This is a genomic window from Kitasatospora sp. NPDC048298 (genome assembly GCF_043201465.1).
Classification (GTDB): Bacteria; Actinomycetota; Actinomycetes; order Streptomycetales; family Streptomycetaceae; genus Kitasatospora.
In genome coordinates this window covers 93,717-118,645 of sequence record NZ_JBICYZ010000003.1, presented here as the reverse complement: position 1 = coordinate 118,645, position 24,929 = coordinate 93,717, and the positions used below count along the sequence as shown (strand labels likewise).

Sequence of the window (24,929 nt, the reverse complement as noted above, 5' to 3'; positions counted from 1 at the left end):
CACCCCCACCGCCCCCCGAGGGCGTCGCCGGAGCGGCATCGACGGCACGGACGGAGGCACGGCACCACACGCATCGAGAGGACCGGAGCAATGGCGATGGACTACTTCACCGACGACCGTCACGAGGACCTTCGCGCCGAGGTCCGTGACTTCGCGGAGAAGGAGGTGCGTCCGAGGGTGACCAGGATGGAGTCCGAACGGAAGATCGAGTTCGAGCTGGCCCGGGAGATCGCCCGCCAGGGCTGGATCGGCGTGACCATCCCGCGGGAGTTCGGCGGCCTCGGCCTGGGGCACGTCGCCAAGACCGTGATCATCGAGGAGCTGGCCCGGGTCAGCGGGGCTGCGGGCTCGATCGCGCAGGCCTCCCAGCTGGGCGTGGCCAAGGTCCTCCACTACGGCTCCCAGGCCCAACGCCGCAAGTGGCTGCCGAAGTTCGCCTCCGGAGAGTGCCTGCCGACCATCGCCGTCACCGAGCCGGAGTCCGGCGGGCACGTGCTCGGGATGACCGGCACCGCGGTCCGCGACGGCGACGAGTACGTGCTCAACGGCCGCAAGTGCTTCGTCGGCAACTCCCACATCGGGGACGTGCACGGCGTGGTCCTGCGCACCGGCCGGGGCAGCCGGGGCCTGTCCGCCTTCCTGGTCGAGAGCGACCGCGTGGGGTTCCGCACCGGCTCCCCCGGGTCGCAGAGCGGGCTGCACGGCTTCAGCTTCGGCGAGATCCTCCTGGAGGACTGCCGAGTCCCGGCCGCCAACCGGCTCGGCCGGGAGGGGCAGGGCCTGGACGTCGCCTACTCCTCCTCCACCCTCTACGGGCGGATCAACCTCGCCGCCGTCGCGCTCGGCATCCACACCGCGATCGTCGAGGACACCGTCCGGTTCGCCGAGGGGCGCGTCCTGTACGGCCAGCCGATCAACCAACTTCCCAACATCATGCTCAAGTTGGGCGAGATGCAGTCCCGGCTGATGACCGCCAGACTCGCCGCCTACCACGCCTCCCACCTGCTCGACCACGGCCGCGCCTGCGACGCCGAGCTGATGAACGCCAAGCTCATCAACACCGAGTACGCGCTGGACTCCGCGCGCAACGCCATGGAGATCCACGCCGCCCGCGGACTCCAGCCCGAGTTCGGCATCGAGCGCTACCTGAGGGACGCCACCCACGTCTACCCGCCGGCCGGCACCTCCGACGTCCAGCGGCTGCGGCTCGGGCAGTTCGCCTCGGGCACGTACGGCAAGCAGTGGTCGGCGGAGCTGTCCGACCTGACCAGCTGGGCCTGGAGCGAACTCGCCGCCCAGCGGGACGCCCCGGTGGAGAAGCCGCCGGGACAGGGCGGACGGGTGCTGCCGATGCCACTCGCGGGCTGAGACCCGTCCGCCCGTCCCGCCACGAGCGGTACTTGACCTGTTCCTGACGGCCTCTCCCCGGGGGCCTCACCCGACCTCCGGGGACCGCCGCTTCGACCGGGCCGATGGCCGTGAGCTGCGGCGTCGCGTCGGCGGAGCGTCCGGCACGAGCGCCGCCACGGCGCCATCAGGCCCTCGTACCGGGCCAGTTGATGTTCATCGACGACACTCGGGCTGATAGCGTTCCGTGCCGTCGGCGGCCGCGCTGCACCCCGCCGGGCCAGTGACAGCACGTCACCGGCTCCGGCAGCCCAGGCCTCGACGCCCTGAAGCCCGGCCGCGCCGTACGGGGTCGAACCGCCGCTCGGACCCACCGGTCCGGACCGGCGTCCCGGTTCCCGCGACGCGGCCCTGCAGCAAGGAATCAGATGCCAGGCATACCGGCCCGCCGCACGGGCCACCGCGCCGGCCGGTCCGGCTCACTCCGCGGCCCGCTCCTCTCCCTCGCGCTGGTCCCCAGCCTGGGCCTCGCAGCCGCCTGGGGCTACGCCGTCTACCTGCTGCGCGACTCCGGACAGCGCACCGCGCTGCTGGCCGGCAGCGCGGCCGTCGCCGCGGTGGTGCTGATCAGCCTGTTCCGCGGCGTCCGGACCGCCTGGACGCTGTCCGCGCGGCTGTCCGACCTGCGGGCCGACACCGTCGCGCTCGCCCGGCAGGAGATCCCCGAGGTCGTCGAACGGCTGCGCGCCGGGGAGCAGGTGGCCGCCCCGACCGCCTGGGCACCCTCCCGGCGCGGCGGCGACGACCTCCAGCAGGCCTCGGAGGGCCTGGCCACCGCCCGGCAGGCCGCGGTCGCCGCCATCATCCACCAGGCCCAGGGCCGCGAGGGGACGAAGAAGGTCTTCCTCAACATCGCCCGGCGCACCCAGATCCTGATCCACCGGCAGATCAGCATGCTGGACGCGCTGGAACGCGAGCACGAGGACCCGGAACTGCTGCGCGAACTGTTCGCCGTCGACCACCTGGCCACCAGGATGCGGCGCAACGCCGAGAACCTGGTCATCCTCGGCGGCGCCCTGCCCGCCCGGCGCTGGCGGACCGCCGTGCCCGTGGTCAACGTGCTGCGCAGCGCCGTCTCGGAGACCGAGAGCTACTCCCGGGTCGTCGTCCAGAGCGTGCCGCGCGTCTCGCTCGACGGGCAGGCCGTCGCCGACGTCATCCACCTGGTCGCCGAGCTGATCGAGAACGGCACCACCTTCTCCCCGCCGTACACCCAGGTGCAGGTCTCCGCGCAGGAGGTCCCGACGGGTCTGGCCGTCGAGGTCGAGGACCGCGGGCTCGGCATGACCGAGGAGGAGCACCGGCGGCTCAACGAGTACCTGGCCGACCCTCCCGAGCTGGACGTCTCCGCGCTCGGCGACGACCTGCGGCTCGGCCTGTTCGTCGTCGCGCGCCTGGCCGCCCGGCACGACGTCCGGGTCTCCCTGCGGCCGTCCCCGTACGGCGGCACCCGGGCCGTGGTGCTGGTGCCCTCGGCGCTGCTGGAGCGGGCCGGGCAGCCGCCGCAGTCGGCCGCGGTGCCGGGGCTGCCGTCGGGGGCCCGGATCACCCGGGCTCCGGCGTCCGACGCGCGTCCAGGGGCGGGGGGCGGCAGTGCGGGGGGCGGCTTCCGGCATGGAGTCGGGTCTGGGGCCGGGTCTGGGGCCGGTCCTGGAGCCGGGGCTGGTGTCGGTTCGGGTTCCGGTTGGGGGTCGGCTTCCGGTTCGGGGGCGGGTTCCGGGGCGGGGGCGGGGGCGGGTTCCGGGCACGACGGCCTCGGGCGGGATCCGTCGGACGCGACGACCGTGGGGACGGGCGGACGGCCGGACGGGGGCCAGGGGGCTCCGGGGCCCTTCGGCGCCCCGTACGCCACGGACGGCGGCGGGACCGCCGCTGTCGACGTCGTGCGTGCCGATGCGCCCGACAACGGGGGCCTGCCGGTCGGCGCCGAGATCCCCGGACTGCCCGGCGCCGTGGTCGTTCCCCGGCCCGTGCCGCCCCGCATGTACGACCTGTCGGGCGGCCCCACCGTGGGTCACGGCGCCACCGCGCCGGTGCACGGGGCGCTCCCCGCACCTTCGATCCCGCCGCGAGCCCCCGGGGAAGCCCCCGCCGTCCGGGAGTCCGAGGACCCGCGGTGACGCCCAGACGGACCGTCGCCGCCCCGGCCCTGCCGATGAGCGCGGTCCAGGTACCGCCGGGCGGGCTGGTCCGGCCGGGGCAGGCCGTCTCTGCGGGCCCGCCCCGGGCTCAGGCGTCGGCGTGGAGCGGGTGCAGGTCGGCGAGCGACTCGACCAGCGGCGCCAGTTCGGGGACCTCGGTGGCCTCGGCCAGCGTCGCCTCCAGCGCGGCGTCGTGCACCGGGCGGGCGGCCGTCAGCAGGTCGCGCCCCTCGGGCGTCAGCTCGGTGTAGATGCCGCGCCGGTCGTCCGCGCAGAGGTAGCGGCCGAGCAGGCCCCGGTCTTCCAGGCGGCTGACGAGTCGGGTGGTCGCGCTGCTGCTGAGCGCCGCCGCGCGGGCCAGCTGCTGCATCCGCATGTGCCAGCCGTCCTGGCGGGAGAGCGCCTCCAGCACCGTGTACTCGACCACCGAGAGCTTGAACTCGGCCTGGAGCGCCTTCTCCAGCGCGGTGTCGATCATGCCGTGCAGCGCGGCGAGCGTCCGCCAGCCGCGGGCCCGGATCTCGGCCGCATCGTCGCGGATTCCCATGACTCGCCTACCCTTCCGTCGCGCTGCTCGTGCCCTGTGCCCGACGAGGCCCCGTGCGCGGTGTCGTACGAGGTCTCGTTCCGCGTCTCCTCGTCTTCCTCTGACAAGTATGCCAGTTGGCGCGGAATACCATTCTGTGCAAATAGTTCGACTTATACCCCGGCCGCCTCCTCCTCGGACCAGGCCGCCGCGCACAGCGCCGTGGCCAGTTCCTCGGTGTAGGAAGCCGCCGTCAACCAGGCGGTGGCGAAGGCCTCGTGGTCGTCCGTGACGATCCGGCCGAAGACGTCGCGCTGCCGGTGGGCCGCGCCGGCCCGGAGGCCGTCGAAGAGTTCGGCGGCGGTGGCCAGCCCGGCGGCGCGCAGCAGCGCGCGGTCGGCCGCTGCCGAGGCCTCGCTCGGCGCGAGGGCGTGCCGCCCCGTGGTGACCGTCTGCTCGACCCGCCGGGCGAGCACATGCACGGGCGGGCCGTACGGCACCGGGCCCGATGCCGGGGCCGTCGGCTGGGCCGTCGATGCGTCCACCGGGTCGGCCTGGGTGGCGGAGGCCGTCGCGGGCGCGGCAAGGTCGGCGGTCTGGAGGCGTTCGAGGCCGAGGTTGACCCGGTCCGCCCGCTCCACGGGCCGGGAGAGCGGGCCGGGGTCGTCCGGGGGCGTGCCGATCGCGAGCAGGCACAGCTCGGGACGGTCCGCGCGCTCCAGACGGCCGATCACCCGCAGCCGCAGGCCGGGCGTGGTGGCGAGCAGCGCGAGGTTCGCCCGGAAGGGGAGGTCGGGGTGCTCGTGCGCCGGGCGCAGGACGACCACCGGGCCACCCAGCGGCCCGCCCGCCGACCCGCTCGCCGACGCCCCCGCCGTGCAGCGCGCCAGCAGCTGCGGCGTCCCGCCCGGACCGGTGGGGGCGGTGCCCAGCAGGGTGACGTCCAGGAAGAGCAGGTCGCTCCCGGCCGGGCGGCTCTCGTACGGCAACTCCTGCGCCGCGAGCGCCCGGGCCACCTGAGCGGGCACCGGTTCGGACCAGAGCCGAGCGGCCGGCTCCGCCGTCCACGCCGTGCCCGCCGCCCGGACCGCCCGGACCGAGGCGCCGGCGCCCAGCCGTCCGCCGGTGGACCTGGTCGCGCCCTGGACGGCCAGCCCGGCGCGGCTGAACTCGCGGTGGCTGAGCGCGGCGTCGCCCAGCCGGACCGTCCGGTTGCCGGCCCCGACCGCCTGCGGGGCGGCGGCCGCCGCGTCGTCATGCGGCATCACCTCGGCGATCGTGCTGAGACGCCCGTTGGCGTCCACCGCCCAGCTGACCGCGCCGGCATGGGTGGCCGTCAGCACCGGCTCGGCGAACAGGCCGTAGAGCCGCAGCCCGCCCTCCTCCCGGTAGGCCTGGCGCGCGGTGCCGCGCAGCTCGACGACCGGGGCGGCACCGGCGGCCAGGGCGGTGGTGAGGCCGAGCAGTTCGCGCAGGCCCGCCACCAGGTCGACCAGCCGGTGGTCGGGCGCGCCGGAACGCGCCGCCCGGACCCGGGTCACGACGGTGACGGCGGCCGCTGCCGGGCGGTGCAGGCCCGCCAGCCGCGCCCGGTGGGCCGCGCGCAGCAGTTCGGCCTGGGAGACGGCGCCCGCCCCGCTGACCCCGGCGGCCAGCACGGCGGCCGCGGCCCGGTGGAGGTGGCGGACGGCTTCGAGCTCGACGGCGGTGAGCGGGGTGGGAGCCGGCCGGTCGGCCGACTCGGCGGCCGCCGCCGTGGGTGCCGTCGCGGTGCCGCCCCCGGGCTCGGGCGCTGCCCCGGGCTCGGTCCCGGTTTCGGCCCCGGACTCGGACCCGGGCCCGGGCGCCGGCTCGGGCTCGGCCTCGGCCTCGGCGAGCGGGCAGAGGGTGACCGCGGCGGCCCGGTGCACGCAGGCCGGGGCGAGCAGGCAGCCGCAGCGGACGTCGGCCTCCCCGGCGACCACCCCGCCCGGGGCGTGCAGCACGAGCACCGTCTCCTCGTCCACCTCCACCCGCCACTCGTCGCCCTCTCGGACCACCGGCCGCTCCGCCAGCTTCGCCGCCGCGCCGTCCAGCCGCTTCTGCAGCCGGGCGCTCAGCCCGGCCACCACCTCGGCGACCACCTCGGGCCGCACGCCCGGCCAGTCGCTCGTCCGTGCCGTCACACTCATCGCACCTTCTCCCCCACCCAGCGGGCCAGTTCCAGCGGGCTCAACGCCGCCACGGGCATTCCGGCCGCGACCAGTTGGCCCGCGACCGCCTTCGAGTAACGGGCCGTCCCGGTGTCGTCCAGCGCCGCGCAGCCGAGCAGGTGCACGCCGGAGTCCACCAGCGCCCGGGTCTGGGCCAGCAGCCCGCCGACCGGTCCGCCCTCCTCGAAGTCGCTGACCACCGCGATCAGCGTGCGGGACGGCACCGTCACCAGTTCCCGCGCGTAGCGCAGCCCCTTCGCGATGCTGGTGCCGCCGCCGACCCTCACCTCCAGCAGCAGGCTCAGCGGATCGTCCACCCGCTCCGTGAGGTCCAGGACCTCGGTGGAGAAGGCCACGAAGTGGGTGCTCAGCGAGGGCACCCCGGCCAGGATCGAGGCCGTCAGCGCGGCCCACACCGTGGAGGCCTCCATCGACCCGGAGACGTCCACGACCAGGATCAGCCGCCAGTCGTTGGCCTGCCGCGCCCTGGTCCGGAAGACCGGGCGCTCGGGCACGATCAGGGTGCCGCCGTCCGGCGCGGGACGGGCGGTGGCGAGGTTGGCCCGGATGGTCCGGTCCAGGTCCAGCCCGCCGCCCGGGCGGCGGGACGGGCGCGGCACGGCGATCCCGGTCAGGGCCGGGCGCAGCCTGGTGGCCAGCTCCCGGCTCAACTCGTCCACCAGGCGCCGCACCAGCGGGCGCAGCCGGGCCACCCGGGCCTCGGGCAGACCGCCCGCGTGGTCCAGCACGGTGCGCAGCAGGTCGACGGACGGGCGGACGGCGGACGGGTCGATCGCCTCCAGGACGTCGGTACGGCCCTGCGCGACGGCGGCCGCCAGCACCTCCTCCCGCACGCCGGGGCCGAACAGCGACTCCAACTCCTCGGCCCACTCCCTCACACCGGGGTACGGGGCCTCGCGGCCGCCCTTGCCACCCCGGCTGTCCACGCCCGGGCCGGAACCCTCGCCGTGGCCGCTGCCGTACAACTCGTCCAGGGCGGTGGCGAGTCGGGCGCCACGGCTGCTCAGGCCGCCGCTGCCCGGGCGGCCGAGGAGCAGCCGCCAGCGCTCGGCGGGGGCGAGGGTGCGCGGCGGGGTGGTCACGGCGGGGGGACGGGTGGCCGGCAGCTCCGTGGACGTGGCCGTGGGCGGCGGCGCGGCGACCGGGGGCTCCACGGGTGTCGGGGACAGGAGGCCGCGACGGGCGAGTGCCGCACGCGCCGCGAGGTCCGCGCGTACCCAGCCGGCGAGCACGGCGGGGCCGGCCTCCTCGGGGAGAGCGGCGAGCCGGGTGCCAATGCGCTCCTCGACCAGGGCCAGCAGTCGGTCCCGGGCGGCCGGGCTGAGGGTGTCGAACCCGCCGCGCAGTGCGGGCAGCCGGTCCAGGAAGGCCTCGTCGGGCAGCGAGGTGACCCGCTCCAGCACCGGTTCCAACGCCTGCGGCGCGGAGTCGAACAGGCCCTCCGCAGCCGTCAGCAGACCGACCAGTGCCCGCCCGAGCGCGTGGCGTGCCTCCGGCCCGGTCGCACCGTCCACCCAGGAGGCGGCCCGGCCGCCCAGGGCCTCGGCCGGCTCCTGCCCGAGCAGTACCCGCACCGCACCGGCCGCAGCCCGCACCAACGGGCTCCCCTGCTCGGCGAGTTCGGCCAGCACGTACGCCAGCCGCACCCCACCGAGCCGGTCCGCCCGCCGCACCAGTTCCACCAGCGCCCGAGCGTCCTGTGGGTCGTCCGACCCGCCCAGCCCCTCCAACTGCCGCACGGCGGCGACGGTGAGCACCTCTCCGGCCGCGGCGAGCACGGGCCGGCCCGTCGGTGCGGACGGCGCGCCGGGGCCGGTGCCCGGGTGAGCGTCTCCTGCGGGGGTGGGACGGCCGCCGGCAGGAGTCGCGCCCGTTCCGGCAGGGGCCGGGGCGGAGCCGCGAAGAGCGGAGTCGACGCCACCTCCGGCGGCCTTCCCAGCACCGCCCGCCGGTTCGGTAGCACCGGGGCCGGGCGTGCCGACCACCGCGCCGTTCCCGGCCGCGGCGCCCCCGACGACCGGGGCGTGGCCGGGCCGCTCCGCGAGGGCGGGGCCGTCAAGCGCGCCGGGCGCCGCCACCGCCCCACCATCGCCGGCGGCCTCGCCGGCCGCTTCCGTCCCTCCCACCGGGGCGCGGCCGGGCCGCTCCCCGAGGGCGAGGCGGGCAGGGGCGGCAGGCGCCGAAGCCGTCCCGCCGTCTCCGGCCGCGACGGCACCGCCGTTGGCGGTGGCCACCGCCTCCCCTCCCCCCGGGGTGTAGCCAGGGAAGTGGCCCGCCGTCAGGCGGTCGACGAGTGCCAGGGCGTCGAGAAGATCGGGGAGGGTGGCGGAGGTGGGGAGGACGGTGGTGAGCTGGGTGAGGCGGGTCTCGGCGAGGGTGGGGAGGGCGCAGGAGGCGGCGGCGGTGAGACCGTCGATGATCTCGCGCGGGGTCGGCTGGTCGGTGAGGCGGGCGCGCAGGGCGCCTTCGGCGGCCTGCGCGGGGGTGACGCCGCGGGTGCCGGCCACGGTGAGCATGGCGGCGGTGGCGGGCGTCCAGTGCAGGCGCCAGCGGGTACCAAGAGTCTCGGTGCCGCCGGCGCCGGTGGTGGCGACGGCCTCAGCGTAGGGGACCTCGCAGGCGGTGAGGCGGTGCAGGAGGACCTCTCGGCGGCGGTCGAGGTCGCTGCGCAGCGGGTCGAGGCGCAGTTCGCGCGGGCCTGGGTCGGCGGGGCCGGGGAGGCCGAGGTCGGCGAGGAGGGTCTCGACGGCCGGGCCGAGTCCGCTGCGCGGGGCGGCGGGGGTGGGACGGCCGGTGCGGGTGCCGACCAGGACCTGTTCGAGGGCGCGGGCGACGGCCCGACCGCGGCCGAGGGGTTCGCCCTGGGCGAGGACGGTCTGCACCGCTTCGACGAGTTCGCCGCGGCCGGGGGCGGCGTGGCCGCGCAGTCGGGCGAGGTCCCCGGCCAGGCGGACGATCTCGCGGGCGTCGGCCGGGCCGCTGGGGTGGTCCTGGGTGCGCAGGGCGGCGCAGATCCGGACGGCGGTGGTGGTGAGTGCCTCGGCGAGGCGTTCCGGGTCGCCGCCGGCGTCCAGGACGGTGTGCTGCCACTCCGGGTCGCGGATGCCCGCCGGGTAGCCGGAGCGGGCGTCGAGCAGCGGGTAGGTGTACGGGATCAGGGACAGGACGTGCCCGGGGTCGTCCGGGTGCGGCGGCTCCTCGGTGGCGAGCGGGCCGTCGAGCAGGGCGGGGGCGTGGAAGGCGCCGATCACGGCGGCGACCCGGCGCCCGCCGGCCGACGCGGCCTGGATGCGGGCCCGCATCCAGGCCTCGCGGCGCAGGTCGTACGGGTCGACGCCGGGGCCGGTCTCGGCGTCGCGGCGCAGCGCCCAGCCGACCAGCAGGGCGGCGCGCCGGACGGCCTCCGGGGTGGAGCCGGGTGCGGCCGTCTCGACCAGGCGGTCCCACAGGTCCTCGTCGGAGTCCCGTCCGGTGAGGCGGTGGCGCAGCGCGTCGGCGACTCCGGGCGCGTCCGGGGTGGCGTCGGTGTGTCGCCGTTCGGCCGTGCGGGCGGCGCGGTGGGCGAGCGGGAGGTCGCAGGCGATGGCCTCCACTCCGTTGCGCCGGGCCCAGCGCAGGGCGGCGAGTTCCGGGGAGAAGTCGGCGAACGGGTAGAAGGCGGGCCCGGCCGCCTCCCCGAGCCCGGACGCGTCCCCGGCCGCGTTCCCGGCGCCGGCCCCGGCCGGGGCCGCGGCGAGGGCGACCGGGGCCTGGGTGGCCTCGTCGGCGAGCCAGTCGAGCCAGGGCTGGAACTCGGCGGGCAGCTCGACCAGGACGGCCTGCGGCCGGGCAGCGTCGAGCAGCGCGGGGACGACCGCGCTGAGGGACGGCGCGTGGTGGCGCACGCCGATCAGGTAGGGCCCGGGGCGGCCGGTGCCGGAGGCGGCCAGCCGGTCGGCCTCGGCCCGGACCTCGCGGTCCGTGTCCTCCGGGCGGTGGATCTCCGCGCTGCTCATGGGATCAGGCCTCCAGTACCGAGCGGAGGTCCCACAGGGTGCGCCAGGTGGCGGCGCCCTGTTCGGCGCGGCGGCGGACCGGGCCGTCCCAGTAGCCGAGCAGCCGGCCCGCGTCGGACGGTTCGTCCTTGCGGACGACGCCGAGGAGCTGGCCGGGCAGCCGGCCGAGCAGGTCCCCTCCGTCGGGCAGGTAGGCGGCGCTGACGCCGAGCGAGGTGGCGACGGAGACCGCCTCGGCGGTGCTCATCACGGTGGAGGGGCGTTCGACGTCCCAGCCCTCGGTGGAGCGGCCGGTGCGCAGGTCGCGGAAGGCGGTGACCAGGGCCTCCAGGACGGCGTCGTCCACCGCGTAGGCGGCGCCGGCCCGGGCCACGGCGGCGGTGGACTGGCGGCGGACCAGGTCGACCTCGGCGGCGAGGCTGCCGATCGGGCCGACCGTCTCGAAGTTGAACCGCCGCTTGAGCGCCGCGGACATCTCGCTGACGCCCTTGTCGCGCAGGTTGGCGGTGGCGATCAGGGTGAAGCCGGCCGCGGCGTGCAGCTGCCCGTCCGGGGTGCCGGCCAGCTCGGGGACGGCGATGCGCCGCTCCGAGAGCAGCGAGACCAGGGCGTCCTGCACCTCGGGCAGGCAGCGGGTGACCTCCTCGACCCGGGCGACCGCTCCGGTGGTCATCGCGGTGAGCACCGGCGAGGGGACGAGGGCCTCGCGGCTGGGCCCCTTGGCCAGCAGCAGGGCGTAGTTCCAGCCGTACTTGAGCTGGTCCTCGGTGGTGCCGGCGGTGCCCTGGACGGTGAGCGCGCTGGTGCCGCAGACGGCGGCGGCGAGCAGTTCGGAGAGCATGGACTTGGCGGTGCCGGGCTCGCCGACGAGGAGCAGGCCGCGCTCCCCGGCGAGGGTGACGACGCAGCGCTCGACCAGGGCGCGCTCGCCGACGAACTTCGGCTCGATGACCAGGCCCTTGCGCCCGGCCTTGAGCTTCTCGCCGCCGCTGCCCATCACGAAGGTGACCACGGCGCGCGGTGTCAGGTGCCAGCCGGGCGGGCGCGGGCCGCTGTCGTGGGCGGCCAGGAACTCCAGTTCGGCGGCGTACTTCTCCTCGGGCGGGACGGTCTGCCGGTCCGCGGCGGCGGGGGCGGTGGTGGTGGTCGTGCTCATCGGCGGGCCTTCCTGCGCTTGCTGGTCTGGAGCTCTTCGTAACCGGGGGTGTCGCCGTCGACGGTCCGCTGCCAGGCCCGGGTGAACAGCTCGGGGACAGGCAGGGTGACCAGCGCGGGCCGGTGGGTGGGCAGGTCGTACAGGGCGGCCTTCCAGGTCTCGGCGGGCAGCGCGGGCGACTTGGCCTCCTGCCAGCCGCCGGGCAGGAAGAGGCTGCGGCCGGCCCGGGCGCGCTTGGCCTCCAGCACCAGGCCGGTGGCGGCGAGTTCGGCGCGGGCCTTCTTCAACCGGGCGGGCTTCCAGCCCGTCCAGCGGGCGGCGTTGCGGTCGGTCGGGTCGGGCAGGGCGAGCAGCTGGAGGTAGAGCGTGGCCGCGTCCTCGCCCAGGCCGTGGGTGCGGGACACCTCGGCGACCAGCCCGGGAACGGACAGCCGCGGGTTCTGCAGCCAGGCCGGGCCCTCGCCGCCGGCCGGCGCGGCGGCGGAGGCCAGCTGCTGCGGCTCGCCGCGCAGCACGGCCTCGATGGCACGCCGCTCGACGGAGTACCAGTAGCTGTCGGAGAGCCCGTCGAGCAGTTCGAGCAGCGGGTCGTCCGGGCCGGTGAGGGCGGCCGGGCGCAGCCAGACCCGCTCGTACTTCTCGTGGTGCGGTGCCAGGATGAGCGCCGGCCCGCAGCGGACCAGGCCGTCCGGGTCGGCGCCGCCCTCGGCGGGCAGCCCGAAGTGGGTGCGCAGGACGGCGGACAGCGGGGCGCCCTTGACGGTGCTGATCAGGTGGAGGTCGAGCAGCAGCTCCGGGTCGGCCAGCCGGTCGCGCAGCGCGGTGGCGGCGGTGGGCAGCAGTGGGCGCAGCGGGCTGTCGGCGGGCAGGTGGTAGGCGAGCCAGCGCAGTGCCTCGACGGTGTCGCGCAGCGCGCCGTTGTCGGGGAGGGCGGAGGCGTCCTCGGGGACCAGCCGGGGGCCGGACCCGCCTTCCTCGGTGATCCGGTAGCCGGTGCGTCGGGTGAGCCACGGGGTGCGGGAGGAGTTGAGCACCGCCTCGACGGTGTCGATGGACACGCCCTGGACGGTGGCCAGCGCCTCCTCGGGGAGGGTGACGAGCCGTCCGAAGCGCCGGATCCACTCCTCGGCTCCGGCGGTGAGGTCGGGGCCGTCCGTCCACAGGGTCTTCGGGTCGGCGGGCAGCAGGGCGCCCCAGACCGCGGCGAGGCCGGCGTGGTCGTGGCCGCACAGCCAGGACCGGGCGGCCTTGAACTCGCCGGCCTTGAGCCCGAGTTCGGCGGGAACGGCGACGGAGCTCCAGTGCAGCAGGCCGGACGGCGGGCTGAGCAGCAGGGCGGCGCGGGCGGCGCCGATGCCGGTGAGCGCGCTGAAGGCCTCGGCCCGGGCGTGGTCTACCGGGATGGTGCGGCGCAGCGCGGCGACCCGCCAGAACTTGGCGACCCAGGCGGCGGAGACCAGTTCCTCGGTGCCGCGCTCCGCGACGGTGGTGAAGTGCGCGACGGGGCCGAACTCCCCGCTCGGGTCGTGGTCGACGGCGAGCCAGTGGACCGTGCCGTCGTTGTACTGCCGCCGGTGGCCGAGGATGACGACGGTGCGCTCGCCGTGCCGCAGCACCTCGCCCTGGCGGCGGGTGGCCTGCCGGTTGCCGGTGCCGTTCGCGGCCGCCGGGACCGGCTCGGCGAGGACGATCTCGCGCAGGGTGGCGCCGCGGTCGGCCAGCGGGCCCCTGGTCAGTTCGCCGAGCAGCAGGACCAGCGAGGAGCGGTGGGCGGGCTGGGTGAACGGCGCGGCCACCGCGTAGGCGAGGGTGTGCAGCCGGCCGAGCAGGTCCAGCCAGCCGTGGTGGGCGTCGGCGCTGCGCAGGGTGACGGTGGCGGGGGTGGTCCAGCCCTCCCCGGCGGCGGCGGGCGGGGCGGCGAGCACGGCGCTGACGGTGCGCAGGTTGTTGAGCACCGCCCACTGCTCGGACTCGCCCCAGTTGCTGCCGAGGCCGTCGATCCCGGGCAGCACGGCCCGCACGGCGTCACGCAGTTCGTGGTCACGGCCGTGGTCGGGCCGCCACTCGGTGTCCTTCGCCGTGTTCGGGCGCTCGGCCTCCGGCTGCGGGAGGAACCGGGCGACCTGGTCGAGCAGGTTGGCCGCGGTGCGGGCGAGCCCGGCGACGCCGGCCAGCAGCCGCGGGTGGGCGATGCCGGGCAGGGCGGCGCCGACCGCCTGGACGGGTAGGGAGCGCAGGGCCTCGCCGTTGCGGGCGAGCGGGCGGCGCACGCCCTGGACGGTGAGCCAGCGCCGCTCGTCCTCCGGGCCCGGCTCGGCGTCGACCGGCCAGGCGGCGTCGATCAGCCGGGCGGCCTGCTCGGCGGTGACGGCGCGCAGCACCTCGGAGCCCGCCTCGTCGCGCGGGCGCAGGGCGTGCCAGTGCGGGTAGGGCGGGATCAGCGGGGTGCCGGCGGCGGAGAGTTCTCCGGAGCGGCAGGGGCGCAGGTCGGTGGTGCGGTCGGCGCGGCCGGTGAGGTCGGGCAGGTTGAGCGCGAAGTGGTCGCCGGAGGCGTGGCTGACCACCGGCGCGGCCGCGCCGGGCAGGCTGAGCCGGCCGACCGGGACGGTGTCCGTGCGCTGACCGGCCAGCGGCACCACGATGCGCTGCCCGTCGGCGGTGAAGGTGGTGACGGCCTTGCCGGGCTCGACCCGGGCCCAGCTGCCGAGCACGGTGCCGTCGGTGCCGAGCGGGGTCCGTTCCAGGCCGGGCTGGAACGGCAGCAGCCAGGTGCTGCGGTGGACCAGCCGGCCGGCCGGGGCGGTGGCGGCGATCACCGGCGGTTCGGCGGTGCGGCCCAGGGTGCCGGTGGCCGGGTCGAGTTCGCGCAGGACGGCGTCGCCCTCGGAGGTGCGGCGCTGCGTCCAGTAGCCGGTGCCGTCGCCGAGGACGCGGTGTTCCTGGGGCATCCGGGTGTCGCCGGCGTGCAGCGGGCGCTCGCCGGTGGTGCGGCCGCCGCCGGGCAGTTGGAGGGACGGCGCCTCGGGATCCCGGTTGCCGTAGTAGTAGCCGGCGATGGTCTGGCCCTCGAGCTCGAACTGCTCGTCCGGGCGGCTGGACCAGTAGGCGAGCTGCTTGCCCTCGTGCCGCCAGGCGACCAGCAGCTCGCCGTCGACCAGGCGCAGCCTGGTGCGGGCGGCCGGGCCGGGCGTGCGCAGGGTGTGCTCCAGCAGGATGCCCTCCGGACCGACCACGACGGCCCGGTCGCGGCGGGAGAGGATCAGCTGCGGCCAGGCGTCCTCGATGACCAGCTCGTCCAGGCCGGCGACGCCCAGGCTGGGGACGGGGTGCTGCGGGGCGTCGGCGGCGGGCGGGTCGGCGAGCTTGCCGAGCGCCTCCTCCAGGGCGGGCCAGCCGAGTTCGTCGAGGATGCCGGCCCGGAGGGCGTCGGTGAGCAGCGTGGTGACGTCGAGGGCGGCGATCCGCTCGGCGACGGCCGGGGCGACCGTCCGGACGGCCGTGCGGTACTGGCCGATCGAGCGGACCAGGTCGGCGGCGCCGGCCAGGCCGCGGGCGGCGGACAGTTCCTCGACGCGCTCCTCGGCCCATTCGGCGAACAGCTCGTTGAGCACCGGCAGGGCGGGTGCCTGCCGCTTGACGGCCGTCTCCCAGGCGCCCGGGGTGGCGCGGCGCAGCAGCGGACGGTACCGCTGGTCGGCGGCGACGGCGGTGAGGGCGGGGCTGTCGGGGCCGCACTGCGCGACCCACTCGCGCAGGTCGAGGCCGAGGCCGGACGGCGGGTCGGCGACCGGGACGCCCGCGGCCAGCAGCTGGTCCAGCAGGTCGATCCGGGTGTGGCTGCCGCGGATGCCGGTGTGGAGGTCGACCGGGACGGCGTCGGCCTTCAGCCGCTCGGCCATCCGGCCGGCCAGCGCGAGCGTGGCCGGGCAGCTGGGCCGGCTGCGCCAGCCGCGGCCGTGGTGGTTGCACCAGCGCTGGAGCCAGGCGGCGGCGGGTTCGGCGCCCTCGGGGCGGGGGCCGGTGAGCAGTTCCTCGGCGCCGGTCTCGGCGAGCAGCTCCAGCCAGGCGGTGTCGTGCGGGGCCGGGTCGGTGGAGGCCGGGTCGGGCAGCAGTTCCAGCAGGCGGGTGCGGACCGCCGCGTCTGCGCGGCCGAGTTCGACCAGCGCGCCGTGCCAGGACTTCCAGAACGCGCCGGGCGCCCGGTTGACCGCCGGGGAGTCCAGCAGTTCGGCGAGCAGCGCGTGTTCGTGCTCGGCGCGGTCCAGTCCGGCGGCCCTGATCAGGGCGCGGGCGTCCTCGGCGACCCCGGCGTACGGGGCCATGCCGGCCGCGGAGCGCTCGGTGCACAGCTGGCGGAAGCGCTGCCAGGCGGTCAGCGGGTCGAGTCGCTGGGCGAGTTCCTTGACGTACTGGCGCAGGGACTTGACGGTGAGCGCGCCGGCCAGGGCGAACTCCAGGAAGACGGCGCGCAGCCGCTCCTCGTCCACGGTGAGGCCGTGGGTGCGTTCGGCCTCGCGGGCCTTGCCGAACCAGGCGGCGGCGTAGGTCCGGTTCTCGTGGCGCAGGAAGATCCGGCCGACCTCCTCGCAGAAGGTGGGAAGGAAGTGCGGGACGGCCCGGCCGAGGCGCACGGCCAGTTCGTCGAAGCCGTCCTTGGCGGCGCCGGGCTTGGAGGCGGCCTGGCGGGCGAGCCGCTCCATCTCCTTGACCAGGGCGAGCGCGTGGTGGCCGTTGGCCGGGTCGTGGACCAGGGCCCAGGCGGGGAAGCCGAGCGCCTCCTGGCGGACCTGGCCGACCTCGGCGGGCGCGGCCTCGGGGGCCAGGCCGAGGAAGTCGAGGGCGAGGTCCTCGGCCTGCCCGAGGGAGCCGGGGACGAGCCGGACGATCCGGCGCCCGTCGAGCGCGGGGTGGGTGTAGGTGCGGGCGGTGAGGACGTCGGCGGCGCTGTCGGGGCGGCCGGCGTCGGGAAGCGTGCCGGGCGGGAGCACGGCCCCGGCGTCGAGCAGTTCCTCGGGCGTGGCGGCGGTCGGGTTCACGGTGGTGGTCATGCGGTCTCGTCCCCCTGGATCGTGCGGCCGGCGTACAGGGCGGCGGCCATCCGCATGCCCTCGGACCAGGCGACCGGTCCGACCTCGGTGAGCGGCAGGGCGCGGCCGTCGGGGCCGGCCCAGCTGAGCGCGCCGGTCTCGCACTCGTCGTACTCGTAGTAGTCGCCGACCCAGACCCGGGCCTCGACGGTGCGGCCGCCCTCGGTGACCGCCTGGACGGCGGAGCCGCCGCGGACCCGGCAGCCGAGCCGGTTGCTGCGCCCGACCAGCTCGCGCAGTTCCCGGTAGCGCCCGCCGGCGTAGGTGGTGACCTCGGTGCCGGCCGGCACCTGCGCGGGCCGGTGCCAGACCTCGCGGTAGAGCTGCTGGACGCGCTGGGAGACGCCGAGTTCGACGGCGAACTCGCGCAGCTCGTCGAGGTCCTGGAGCAGGACGGGGTGCGGTATCAGGACCTCGCCGTCGGTGAGGCGCACGGTGTCGCCGTCCAGGTCGACCAGGCCGAGGCCGCGCTCGGCGTCGGCGCCGCGCAGGAAGCCGGCGACGGAGCCGTCCGTGGCGGTGACCACGAGGTCCTTCAGGACGCCCTGCCAGGCGTCGTCCGGCCACACGGCGGTGAGCACGGCGGCGGGCACCGGCAGCGAGCGGACCATCCAGCGCTCGACGTCCTCCAGGCAGCCGCGCTCGTGCGCGGCCAGCCACTCCGCGAGCTGCTTGAGCTGGGTGACCACCGGGTCGTCACCGAGCTTCGACGGTAGGGACTTGAGGTCGCGGCCCGCCGCGTTGCGGCACACCACCCTGCCGTCCCCGTCGAGCGCGACGCGGTACCCTCCCGCGCCCGTCTCCACCCATGCCACGGCCGTACTCCTCCCACCAGGGAAACACCTGTCGATCGCCTTGCTGACCAGCGATGCGAGGAACGTAGCGAGGGGTACTGACAACGCGACGGGCGGGGTGAACGCGGGCCCTGACATGGCGAATTCAAACCACTCGAACGAGTGATCGAAGAAGCGAAGAAAGGCGGGGCCGCTGCCCCCACGCAGCCGCCCCGCCCGTCCTTCAGCCCCCCGGCCCCCGGCCCCTCAACCCGGCGGCGCCTCAACCCAGCGGCGCCCGGGGCACGATCACCGGCGCACCGTCGCCCGGCGCCGCGAGCACATGGCTGTCGATGTCGTACAGCGCCCGCACCAGCGGCGCGTCCACCACCTCGCGCGGCGGCCCGCAGGCCACCACCGCGCCGTCCCGCAGCGCGACCAGCAGGTCCGCGTAGCGGGCGGCCGCCGCGAGGTCGTGCAGCACCATGACCACCGTCCGCCCGCCCGCCGCGACCCGGCGGACCAGTTCCAGCACCTCCACCGCGTGGCCGAGGTCGAGCGCGCTGGTCGGCTCGTCGAGCAGCACCACCGGGGTGTCCTGGGCGAGCACCATGGCGAGCCAGCAGCGCTGGCGCTGCCCACCGGAGAGCCGGTCGAGGCGGCGGTCGGCGAGGTCCTCGACGCCGGTGGCGCGCAGCGCCTCGGCGGTCAGCCGCTCGTCCTGCTCCGACCACTGGCGGAACAGTCCCTGGTGCGGGTGGCGGCCGTAGCGGACGAGCCCGGCGACGGTGACCGCCTCCGGGGCCTGCGGACTCTGCGGCAGCAGCGCGACCCGGTGGGCGGCCTGGCGCGGGCGCAGCCGCCACACGTCCTCGCCGCCGACCAGGACCCGTCCGCCGTCCGGCCGGTGCAGCCTCGCGACGGACCGCAGCAGGGTGGACTTCCCGCAGCCGTTCGGGCCGACCACCGCCACCACCTGCCCGGCCGGTACGGTGAGGTCGACGCCGCCGAGCACCGGGCGCCCCGGCCCGTAGCCGGCACTGAGACCCTCGATCGTCAACTCCATGGCAGTCTCCCCCTCGCCCGGCGCGCGCTCAGTTGCCGCCCAGCGCCTTGGAGAAGTCGCCGATGACGACGTCGGCGGCGAGCGGGCCGCCCCGGGTGGACCAGACCGAACCGTCCACGGTGACGGTGTGGTTGTTCTTCACCGCGCCCAGCTCCTGGTAGGCGGACTTGGACTGGACGTCCTTGAGCGCGGCCTTGCCGTCGTCGGTCAGGGTGGAGAGGAACAGCCAGTCCCCGTCGATCTCGCCCAGCTTCTCCAGGCTGAGCGCCGGGCTGTGCGCGTTGCCGTCCTTGTCCTGGGCGGCCGGGCGGGTCAGGCCCATGTCCAGGGCGACGCCACTGGCGAACTGCTTCTTCTCCATCCAGCTCGGGCCGGTGGGGTTCCAGCGCACGATGGAGACGGCTGCGCCCTTGTTCTTGCCGAGCTCGCCGCCCGCCTTGGCGGCCTTGGCCTCGTAGTCGCCGATCACCTTGTTGGCCTGGTCCAGCTTGTTGACGGCGTTGCCGATGCCGCGGAAGGCGAGCTTCCAGTCGTCGGTGGGCGCCATGGTGACCAGCGTGGCGGGGGTGATCTCGCGCAGCTGCTTGAGCACCTGCTCGTCCTGCATGTCGCCGGCCAGGATCAGGTCCGGCTTGGCGGCGATCACCTTGTCCATCACGGGCTGCAGCAGGTTGCCGACCACCGGGACGCCCTGCACCTTGTCCTTGAGGTACGCGGGCGGCTCGGCCAGGCCCTGGCCGTTGGTGATGCCGGCCGGCTTGACGCCCAGGGCGAGCACCGCGTCCAGGTCCTCCTGGGTGAGGGTGACGATCCGCTTGGGCTCGGCGGGAACCTCGACGGCCTTGCCGGTGGCGTCCTTGACGGTCCGCTTGTCACCGCTGCCACCCTTGCCGCCGCCGGCCGCGTCCGCCGCCGGGGAGGCTGCCGTGGACGAACCCGAGGAGGAGGACCCGGAGGAGCCGCAGCCGGTGAGCAGGAGCGCGGCCGCCCCGGTGACGGCCAGCGCCTGGGCCGCACGGCGGCGGACGGGGCTGAGCGGGCGACGGGCGAACGGCATGGGGGCCTCCGGGGCAATGGTGGTACGGGAGTTGAGCGAGGTCCGGGCAGCTCGACGGAGCGGGGGTGCCCCACGGACGGGCTCGATCATTAGGTTAGCCTTACCTTATGACATTGTCGCAAGTCGTCGTCCACCCGGCGCCCCCGGCGCCCCCCGCCACCGCGCCGAAGCCCCGACGGCCCCGACGGCCCAGGCGGCCCAGGCGGCCCGGGCAGCGCACGGAGGGCCCCCGCCCCACCTGGCCGACCGTCACGGCGGCGGTGGTGCTGCTGCTCGCCCTGACCGCGCTCTCGCTGTCGATCGGCGCCGGCGAGGTCGGCCCCGGCCGGGTGCTGGACTACCTACTGAACCGCGACGGTGCCCGCGCCGACGGCCGGCTCGCCCTGGTCGTCGGCGACCTCCGGCTGCCGCGCACCCTCACCGCCCTGCTGGTCGGCGCCGCGCTCGGCGTCGCCGGGGCGCAGCTGCAGTCCGTCACCCGCAACCCGCTGGCCGAGACCGGGCTGCTCGGCGTCAACGCCGGCGCCTCGCTGGGCGTCGTGCTCGGCATCGCCGTGCTCGGCGTGCAGACCTCCTTCGGCTACCTCGCCTTCGCCTTCGGCGGCGCGGTGCTCGCCAGCACCGTGGTGCTGCTGGTCGCCAGCACCCGGGGCGGCGGCTCGCCGATGCGGCTGGTGCTCGCCGGCTCCGCCGTCGCGGCGATCTTCCGCGGGCTCACCGATGTGCTGATCGTCAACTCCCCCGAGGCGTACGAGCGGTACCGGGTGTGGGTGCTCGGCTCGCTGGCCGGGGTGGAGGGCTGGACGACACTGCGCCAGCTCGCCCCGGTGCTCGGCGCCGGGTTCCTGCTCGCCGCCCTCACCACCCGGCCGCTGACCGCACTCGCCCTCGGCGACGACCTCGCCCGCGGCCTCGGCCACCGGCCCGGCGCCATCCGGGCCGCCGTCGCCGTCGCCGTCACCCTGCTGACCGCCTCCGCGGTCGCGCTGGCCGGGCCGGTCGCCTTCCTCGGGCTGCTCTCCGGCTTCCTCGCCCGCGCCGTCGCCGGCCCCCGGGTCGGGCGGCTCACCCTGCTCGCCGCGCTGTCCGGCGCCGCCGTGCTGACCGGCGCCGACGTGCTCGCCCGGGTGGTGGCCCGCCCCTTCGAGGCCCCGGTGTCGGTGATCGTCGCACTGATCGGCGCCCCGGCCCTGATCGCGATCGTCCGCTCGCGGCGCTCCGCCGCGCTGTCCATGGCCGCCCCCGCCGAGTCCGCGCCGCCCGCCGCCCGCCGGGGCGAAGCTGCCGCACCCAAGCCGGACTTGGCGCTGCGGTACGGCACCTGGTCGCTGCTGCTGCCGCACCGGGCCCTGCTGGCCTCGCTCGGCCTGGCCGCCGCGCTGCTGGCCACCGTGGTGGTCTCGGCGCACGCCGGGCAGAGCGAACTCGACCTCGCCCGCACCTTCCAGGCCGTGTTCGGCCACGGCGACCGGCTGGACGTGCTGCTGGTGCAGAAGTTCCGGCTCGGCCGGATCGTCGCCGGGCTCGCCGCCGGGGCCGCCCTCGGCCTGGCCGGCTGCCTCACCCAGACCCTTGCCCGCAACCGCCTGGCCACCCCCGAACTCCTCGGCGTCAACGACGGCGCGACGGCCGCCGTGCTGATCTCCGCCGGCACCGCGGGTACCTTCGGCGCCTGGTGGGCCGGACCGCTCGGCGCGCTGGTCGCCGTCCTGGTCGTCACCCTGGCCTCCGGCGGGCTCGGCGCGCGCGGCTACCGGGTCCTGGTGGTCGGGCTCGCCATGTCCGCGTTCGCCTCGGCCGTCATCCAGGTCGCGATGGCCCGGCGCTCGCTCAACTCGGCGAGCTCGCTGTACATCTGGACCAACGGCAGCCTCAACGGGCGGGACCTCGCCGTCGCCACGCCCGCGCTGATCGGGCTGGCGGTGCTGGTGCCGATCGCGCTGGCGGTGGCCCGGCGGCTGGCGGTGCTGCGCTTCGACGACAGCGTCGCCTCCGCGCTCGGCGTCGACCCGGGCCGGGTCCGGCTCGCCTGCCTGCTGCTGTCCGTCGCGCTGGCCGGGCTGGCGGTCGGCGTCTGCGGGCCGGTCGGCTTCGTGGCACTGGCCGCGCCGGTGATCGCCGGGCGACTGGCCGGGCCCGCGCGGGTGCCGGTGCTCGGCTCCGCGCTGACCGGCGCCCTGCTCGTCGTGCTCGCGGACACGCTGGGGCGGGTGCTGTTCGCCGGGGTGGAGATCCCCGTCGGCATCGTCACCACCGTCCTCGGCGGTCCCTTCCTGCTCTGGGTGCTGCTCGGCCGCAAGGGCAGCCCCGCATGACCACTCCTGGAGGCCCCACCGTGGAAACCCGCTCCCCGCTGATCGCACCCGACCCCACCGACCCGGCCTACCGCCTGGTCACCTTCACCCACCGGGGCGGGGACTGCGACGGCGTGCTCGCCCTCCTGCACACCGTCACCGACAAGGACCGCCACGCCGGGGACCTGACACCACATCTGATGGAACGTCAGATCAACGGGACATGGTCGATCACCTACCGGCTGCGCGCGGACCACCGCGCCTCCTACCAGCTGTACCCGTTCCGGGGCGAGGCCCCCGGCACCACCCGCCCCGACTGGCTGCGCGTCCTCGACCACGCCCGCCCCGACCCGGACGACCGCGAGCCCCGGCTGCCCGCACGCGACGGCCGCCACCCCTCGTCGGTGCTCAGCCTGCCCGCCGCACCCGCGCAACCGTACGTACGGCGGCGCGAAGGCGTGCCGCGCGGGCGGACGCTCGCCCGTACGGCGGCCGGTCGGCGGGTGGACGTCCACCTCCCGGCCGGGCACCGCGCGGACGGCGGGCCGTACCCGGTCGCGGTGCTGCTGGACGGCGAGATGTGGGGCGAGGCGCTGTCCGTCGGCGACACCCTCGACAACCTGACGGCGGACGGCGCCATCCCGCCCACCGTCGCCCTGCTCGTACACACCATGGGCCCTCAGCGGCCGGACGACCTGAGCTGCAACCCGGCCTTCGTCGACCTCCTCGCCGACCGCTTCCTCCCGTGGGCCGCAACCGAGTTCGGCGCGAGTACCGACCCTTCGGGCACGGTCGTCGCCGGCCAGAGCGCCGGCGGTCTCACCGCCGCCTACGCGGCCTACCGCCGCCCGGAGCGCTTCGGCAACGCGCTCTGCCAGTCCGGGTCCTTCTGGTGGCCGGACGAGACCGAGTTCGACGCCGGCAGCGAGTGGCTCACCCGCCGCTTCGCCGCCGAGGAACGGCGCCCGGCCCGCTTCTGGATCGAGGTCGGCCTCCAGGAGTGGATGCTCCTCGCCCAGAACCGCCACCTGCGCGACGTGCTCACGGCCCGCGGCTACGACCTCGCCTACCGCGAGTTCAACGGCGGCCACGACTACGCCTGCTGGCGCGGCGGGTTGGCGGACGGGCTGGCGCATCTGCTGGGGTCACCCGGGGGGATGGTTTCGGGCTGATTCGCGTACCTCCAGGCCACCGGGCGTCTAGCGTCGGAGCCCACACCGGATGACCTTGGGGGTCTGCGATGAAAGCGTCCTTGCCCACCATGCCGCCGCCGATGTCGTGGCGGTACTGCGGCAACCAGATCAAGCTGTGGCGGACCCGCGCCGGCGTCAGCCGGGAGACCCTGGCGGAGGAGGCCGGGTACACCATCGAGAGCCTGCGATCGATGGAGGCGGGACGGCGAAAGCCGTCGCAGCACATGCTGCAGGTGGCGGACGACCTGTGCGACGCGAAAGGGATTCTGGTGGCGGGAACGCAGTTCCTGAAACCGGAGAAGTATCCACAATTTGCCGAGGAGTACATTCGGAACGAGGAAGAGGCGGTGGCCATAAGCTGGTACGAGAACCAGCTCTTTCCCGGCCTGCTTCAGACAGAGGAGACGGCCAGGACCATCATCGATGGCTGTTGGCCTCCACTGGACGACGAGACCGTCGCAGCGCGGGTGGCTGCTCGCCTTGAACGTCAGCGGTTGCTGAACATCCAGACCAAGGCGTTCAACTTCGTGATCGAAGAAGCCGTCCTACATCGTCGCCTCAGCACGGAAGAAGCCCACGCGGAGCAGCTGCGACACCTCCTCACCATCGGCAAGCAACGCAACGTCGTCATCCAGATCGTTCCCTCGAAGGGTTTCCACCCCGGTCTGGAAGGACCGCTCATCCTCCTGGACTTGCCCGAACACCAGCGGATCGCCTATGAAGAGGGACAGACGGGCGGGCGGCTGCACGCGGACGCCGACAAGGTGCAGCTGCTGAGCCAACGTCATGAAAGGATCCTCCGGCAGGCTCTCACTCCGGAGAAGTCGGCCGAGTTCATCAACACGCTGGTGGAGGATCAGTGAGTCGTGAGTTGGTCTGGTTCAAGTCCAGCCACAGCGGGAGCGAGGGCGGCGCCTGCGTCGAGGTCGCCCTCACCCCGGGCACCGTCCACGTCCGGGACTCCAAGGACAAGGCCGGCCCCCAACTCGCCTTCGCTCCCGAGGTGTGGGCCGACTTCGTCGCGTTCGCCGGGAGCACTTCTCCCAAGGCCGGCTGAGGCCGCCCCCGGCCGTGTTAGCGTCCCGGGGACGGTGCGGCGGTGTCGGCCCCGGCCTGCCAAGACGACACTCTCTGGAGACCTCATGTCCGCTGCCGGTACTCCGATCGCCCGTCCGCTGGACGTGCGGTGGATCCACGGCTCTCCGTCCGCGAAGCACAACACGGACCCGGACATCCAGGTCTACGAGTACGACGAGCACACCGTCATCCTGCGCCAGAACAAGGCGGTCCACTGCGAGGCGCCGTTCATGTTCCTGCTGTTCGGGACGGAACGGGCGGTGCTGATCGACACCGGGGGGACGGCCGAGGCCGCGTACTTCCCGCTGCGCTCCACGGTCGACGAGCTGGTGGAGAAGTGGCTCGCCCGCAACCCCCGACCCGGTGGCGAGTACCCGCTGCTGGTCCTGCACACCCACCCGCACGACGATCACTTCGCCGGCGACGTCCAGTTCGCCGACCGGCCGGCGACCACCCTGGTCGGTCCCGAACTCGAAGCGGCCTGGCCGTACTTCGGCTTCGACCGGGACGATGAGGCGGTGGCCCTGGTCGACCTCGGCGGCGGTCGGGTGCTGAAGTGCCTGGCCACCCCGGGACACGACCAGGCGTCGGTCACCTACTACGACCCGTGGACCGGCTTCCTGCTCACCGGCGACACCGTCTACCCGGGGCGGATCTACATCACCGACTGGCCGGCCTTCGGGCGGACCGTCGAGCGGCTGGTCGCGTTCGCCGAGAACCACCCGGTGACGCACGTGCTCGGCTGCCACATCGAGATGACCCGTGAGCCGGGCATTGACTACCCGATCCGCGCCACCTACCAGCCCGAGGAGCCCCCGCTCCAGCTCACCCCTGCCCACCTGCAGCAGCTCCGGGCCGCCGTCGCCGAACTCGGCGACCGGCCGCGCCGGTACCCGCTGGACGACCTGATCCTCTGGCCGGTCGGCTGAGCCTCTCGGATGTCG

15 protein-coding genes are annotated in these 24,929 nt (G+C 75.6%); 7 read left to right on the top strand and 8 right to left on the bottom strand.

The genetic code is table 11. From position 1 onward, the window contains the following. Nucleotides 1-90 precede the first annotated feature (90 nt). On the top strand, nucleotides 91-1,368 hold the full coding sequence (locus ACGF0D_RS03430; protein ID WP_392872152.1) for an acyl-CoA dehydrogenase family protein: 1,278 nt from the start codon (nucleotides 91-93) through the stop codon (nucleotides 1,366-1,368). Nucleotides 1,369-1,775: 407 nt separating this feature from the next. Next, nucleotides 1,776-3,527 (top strand): sensor histidine kinase, encoded by a 1,752-nt coding sequence (locus ACGF0D_RS03425; RefSeq protein ID WP_392913799.1) that lies wholly within the window; start codon nucleotides 1,776-1,778, stop codon nucleotides 3,525-3,527. Nucleotides 3,528-3,636: 109 nt separating this feature from the next. Here the strand turns inward: ACGF0D_RS03425 and ACGF0D_RS03420 are convergent, their stop codons facing one another. The 8 genes from ACGF0D_RS03420 to ACGF0D_RS03385 form a co-directional block, all read right to left on the bottom strand. Beyond that, nucleotides 3,637-4,095: a MarR family winged helix-turn-helix transcriptional regulator gene (locus ACGF0D_RS03420; RefSeq protein WP_392872158.1), complete on the bottom strand. Its 459-nt coding sequence runs from the start codon at nucleotides 4,093-4,095 to the stop codon at nucleotides 3,637-3,639. A gap of 152 nt (nucleotides 4,096-4,247) precedes the next feature. After that, complete coding sequence (locus ACGF0D_RS03415) at nucleotides 4,248-6,245, bottom strand: hypothetical protein (protein WP_392913798.1); 1,998 nt, start codon at nucleotides 6,243-6,245, stop codon at nucleotides 4,248-4,250. Beyond that, nucleotides 6,242-10,282 carry a DUF5682 family protein gene (locus ACGF0D_RS03410; protein ID WP_392913797.1) on the bottom strand — a complete coding sequence of 1,347 codons (4,041 nt, stop codon included), beginning with the start codon at nucleotides 10,280-10,282 and terminating at the stop codon, nucleotides 6,242-6,244. The genes ACGF0D_RS03415 and ACGF0D_RS03410 overlap by 4 nt, the downstream gene beginning before the upstream one ends. A 4-nt stretch (nucleotides 10,283-10,286) precedes the next feature. Next, entirely contained in the window at nucleotides 10,287-11,438 is a 1,152-nt protein-coding gene (locus tag ACGF0D_RS03405) for an AAA family ATPase (protein WP_392872167.1), read from the bottom strand. Further along, nucleotides 11,435-16,486 carry a hypothetical protein gene (locus ACGF0D_RS03400; protein WP_392913796.1) on the bottom strand — a complete coding sequence of 1,684 codons (5,052 nt, stop codon included), beginning with the start codon at nucleotides 16,484-16,486 and terminating at the stop codon, nucleotides 11,435-11,437. The genes ACGF0D_RS03405 and ACGF0D_RS03400 overlap by 4 nt, the downstream gene beginning before the upstream one ends. Further along, nucleotides 16,483-17,340 carry a DUF4132 domain-containing protein gene (locus ACGF0D_RS03395; RefSeq protein ID WP_392913795.1) on the bottom strand — a complete coding sequence of 286 codons (858 nt, stop codon included), beginning with the start codon at nucleotides 17,338-17,340 and terminating at the stop codon, nucleotides 16,483-16,485. The genes ACGF0D_RS03400 and ACGF0D_RS03395 overlap by 4 nt, the downstream gene beginning before the upstream one ends. A gap of 241 nt (nucleotides 17,341-17,581) precedes the next feature. Then, complete coding sequence (locus ACGF0D_RS03390; RefSeq protein ID WP_392872176.1) at nucleotides 17,582-18,364, bottom strand: ABC transporter ATP-binding protein; 783 nt, start codon at nucleotides 18,362-18,364, stop codon at nucleotides 17,582-17,584. Between the two features lie 28 nt (nucleotides 18,365-18,392). After that, the gene (locus ACGF0D_RS03385; protein ID WP_392913794.1) at nucleotides 18,393-19,421 is read right to left on the bottom strand and encodes an ABC transporter substrate-binding protein; all 1,029 of its coding nucleotides are present in this window, start codon (nucleotides 19,419-19,421) and stop codon (nucleotides 18,393-18,395) included. 107 nt (nucleotides 19,422-19,528) lie between these two features. Between ACGF0D_RS03385 and fhuB the strand changes: the two genes are divergently transcribed. The 5 genes from fhuB (at nucleotide 19,529) to ACGF0D_RS03360 (ending at nucleotide 24,914) form a co-directional block, all read left to right on the top strand. After that, on the top strand, nucleotides 19,529-21,736 hold the full coding sequence (gene fhuB / locus ACGF0D_RS03380) for a Fe(3+)-hydroxamate ABC transporter permease FhuB (RefSeq protein WP_392913793.1): 2,208 nt from the start codon (nucleotides 19,529-19,531) through the stop codon (nucleotides 21,734-21,736). Next, on the top strand, nucleotides 21,733-22,887 hold the full coding sequence (gene fes, locus ACGF0D_RS03375; protein WP_392913792.1) for an enterochelin esterase: 1,155 nt from the start codon (nucleotides 21,733-21,735) through the stop codon (nucleotides 22,885-22,887). Before fhuB ends, fes begins: the two co-directional genes overlap by 4 nt. 89 nt (nucleotides 22,888-22,976) lie before the next feature. Further along, nucleotides 22,977-23,771 (top strand): Scr1 family TA system antitoxin-like transcriptional regulator, encoded by a 795-nt coding sequence (locus ACGF0D_RS03370; RefSeq protein ID WP_392872778.1) that lies wholly within the window; start codon nucleotides 22,977-22,979, stop codon nucleotides 23,769-23,771. Continuing rightward, nucleotides 23,768-23,965 carry a DUF397 domain-containing protein gene (locus tag ACGF0D_RS03365; protein ID WP_392872188.1) on the top strand — a complete coding sequence of 66 codons (198 nt, stop codon included), beginning with the start codon at nucleotides 23,768-23,770 and terminating at the stop codon, nucleotides 23,963-23,965. Before ACGF0D_RS03370 ends, ACGF0D_RS03365 begins: the two co-directional genes overlap by 4 nt. Nucleotides 23,966-24,050: 85 nt before the next feature. Further along, nucleotides 24,051-24,914, top strand: coding sequence for an MBL fold metallo-hydrolase (locus tag ACGF0D_RS03360; protein WP_392913791.1), 864 nt, complete (start codon nucleotides 24,051-24,053; stop codon nucleotides 24,912-24,914). Nucleotides 24,915-24,929: the final 15 nt, after the last annotated feature.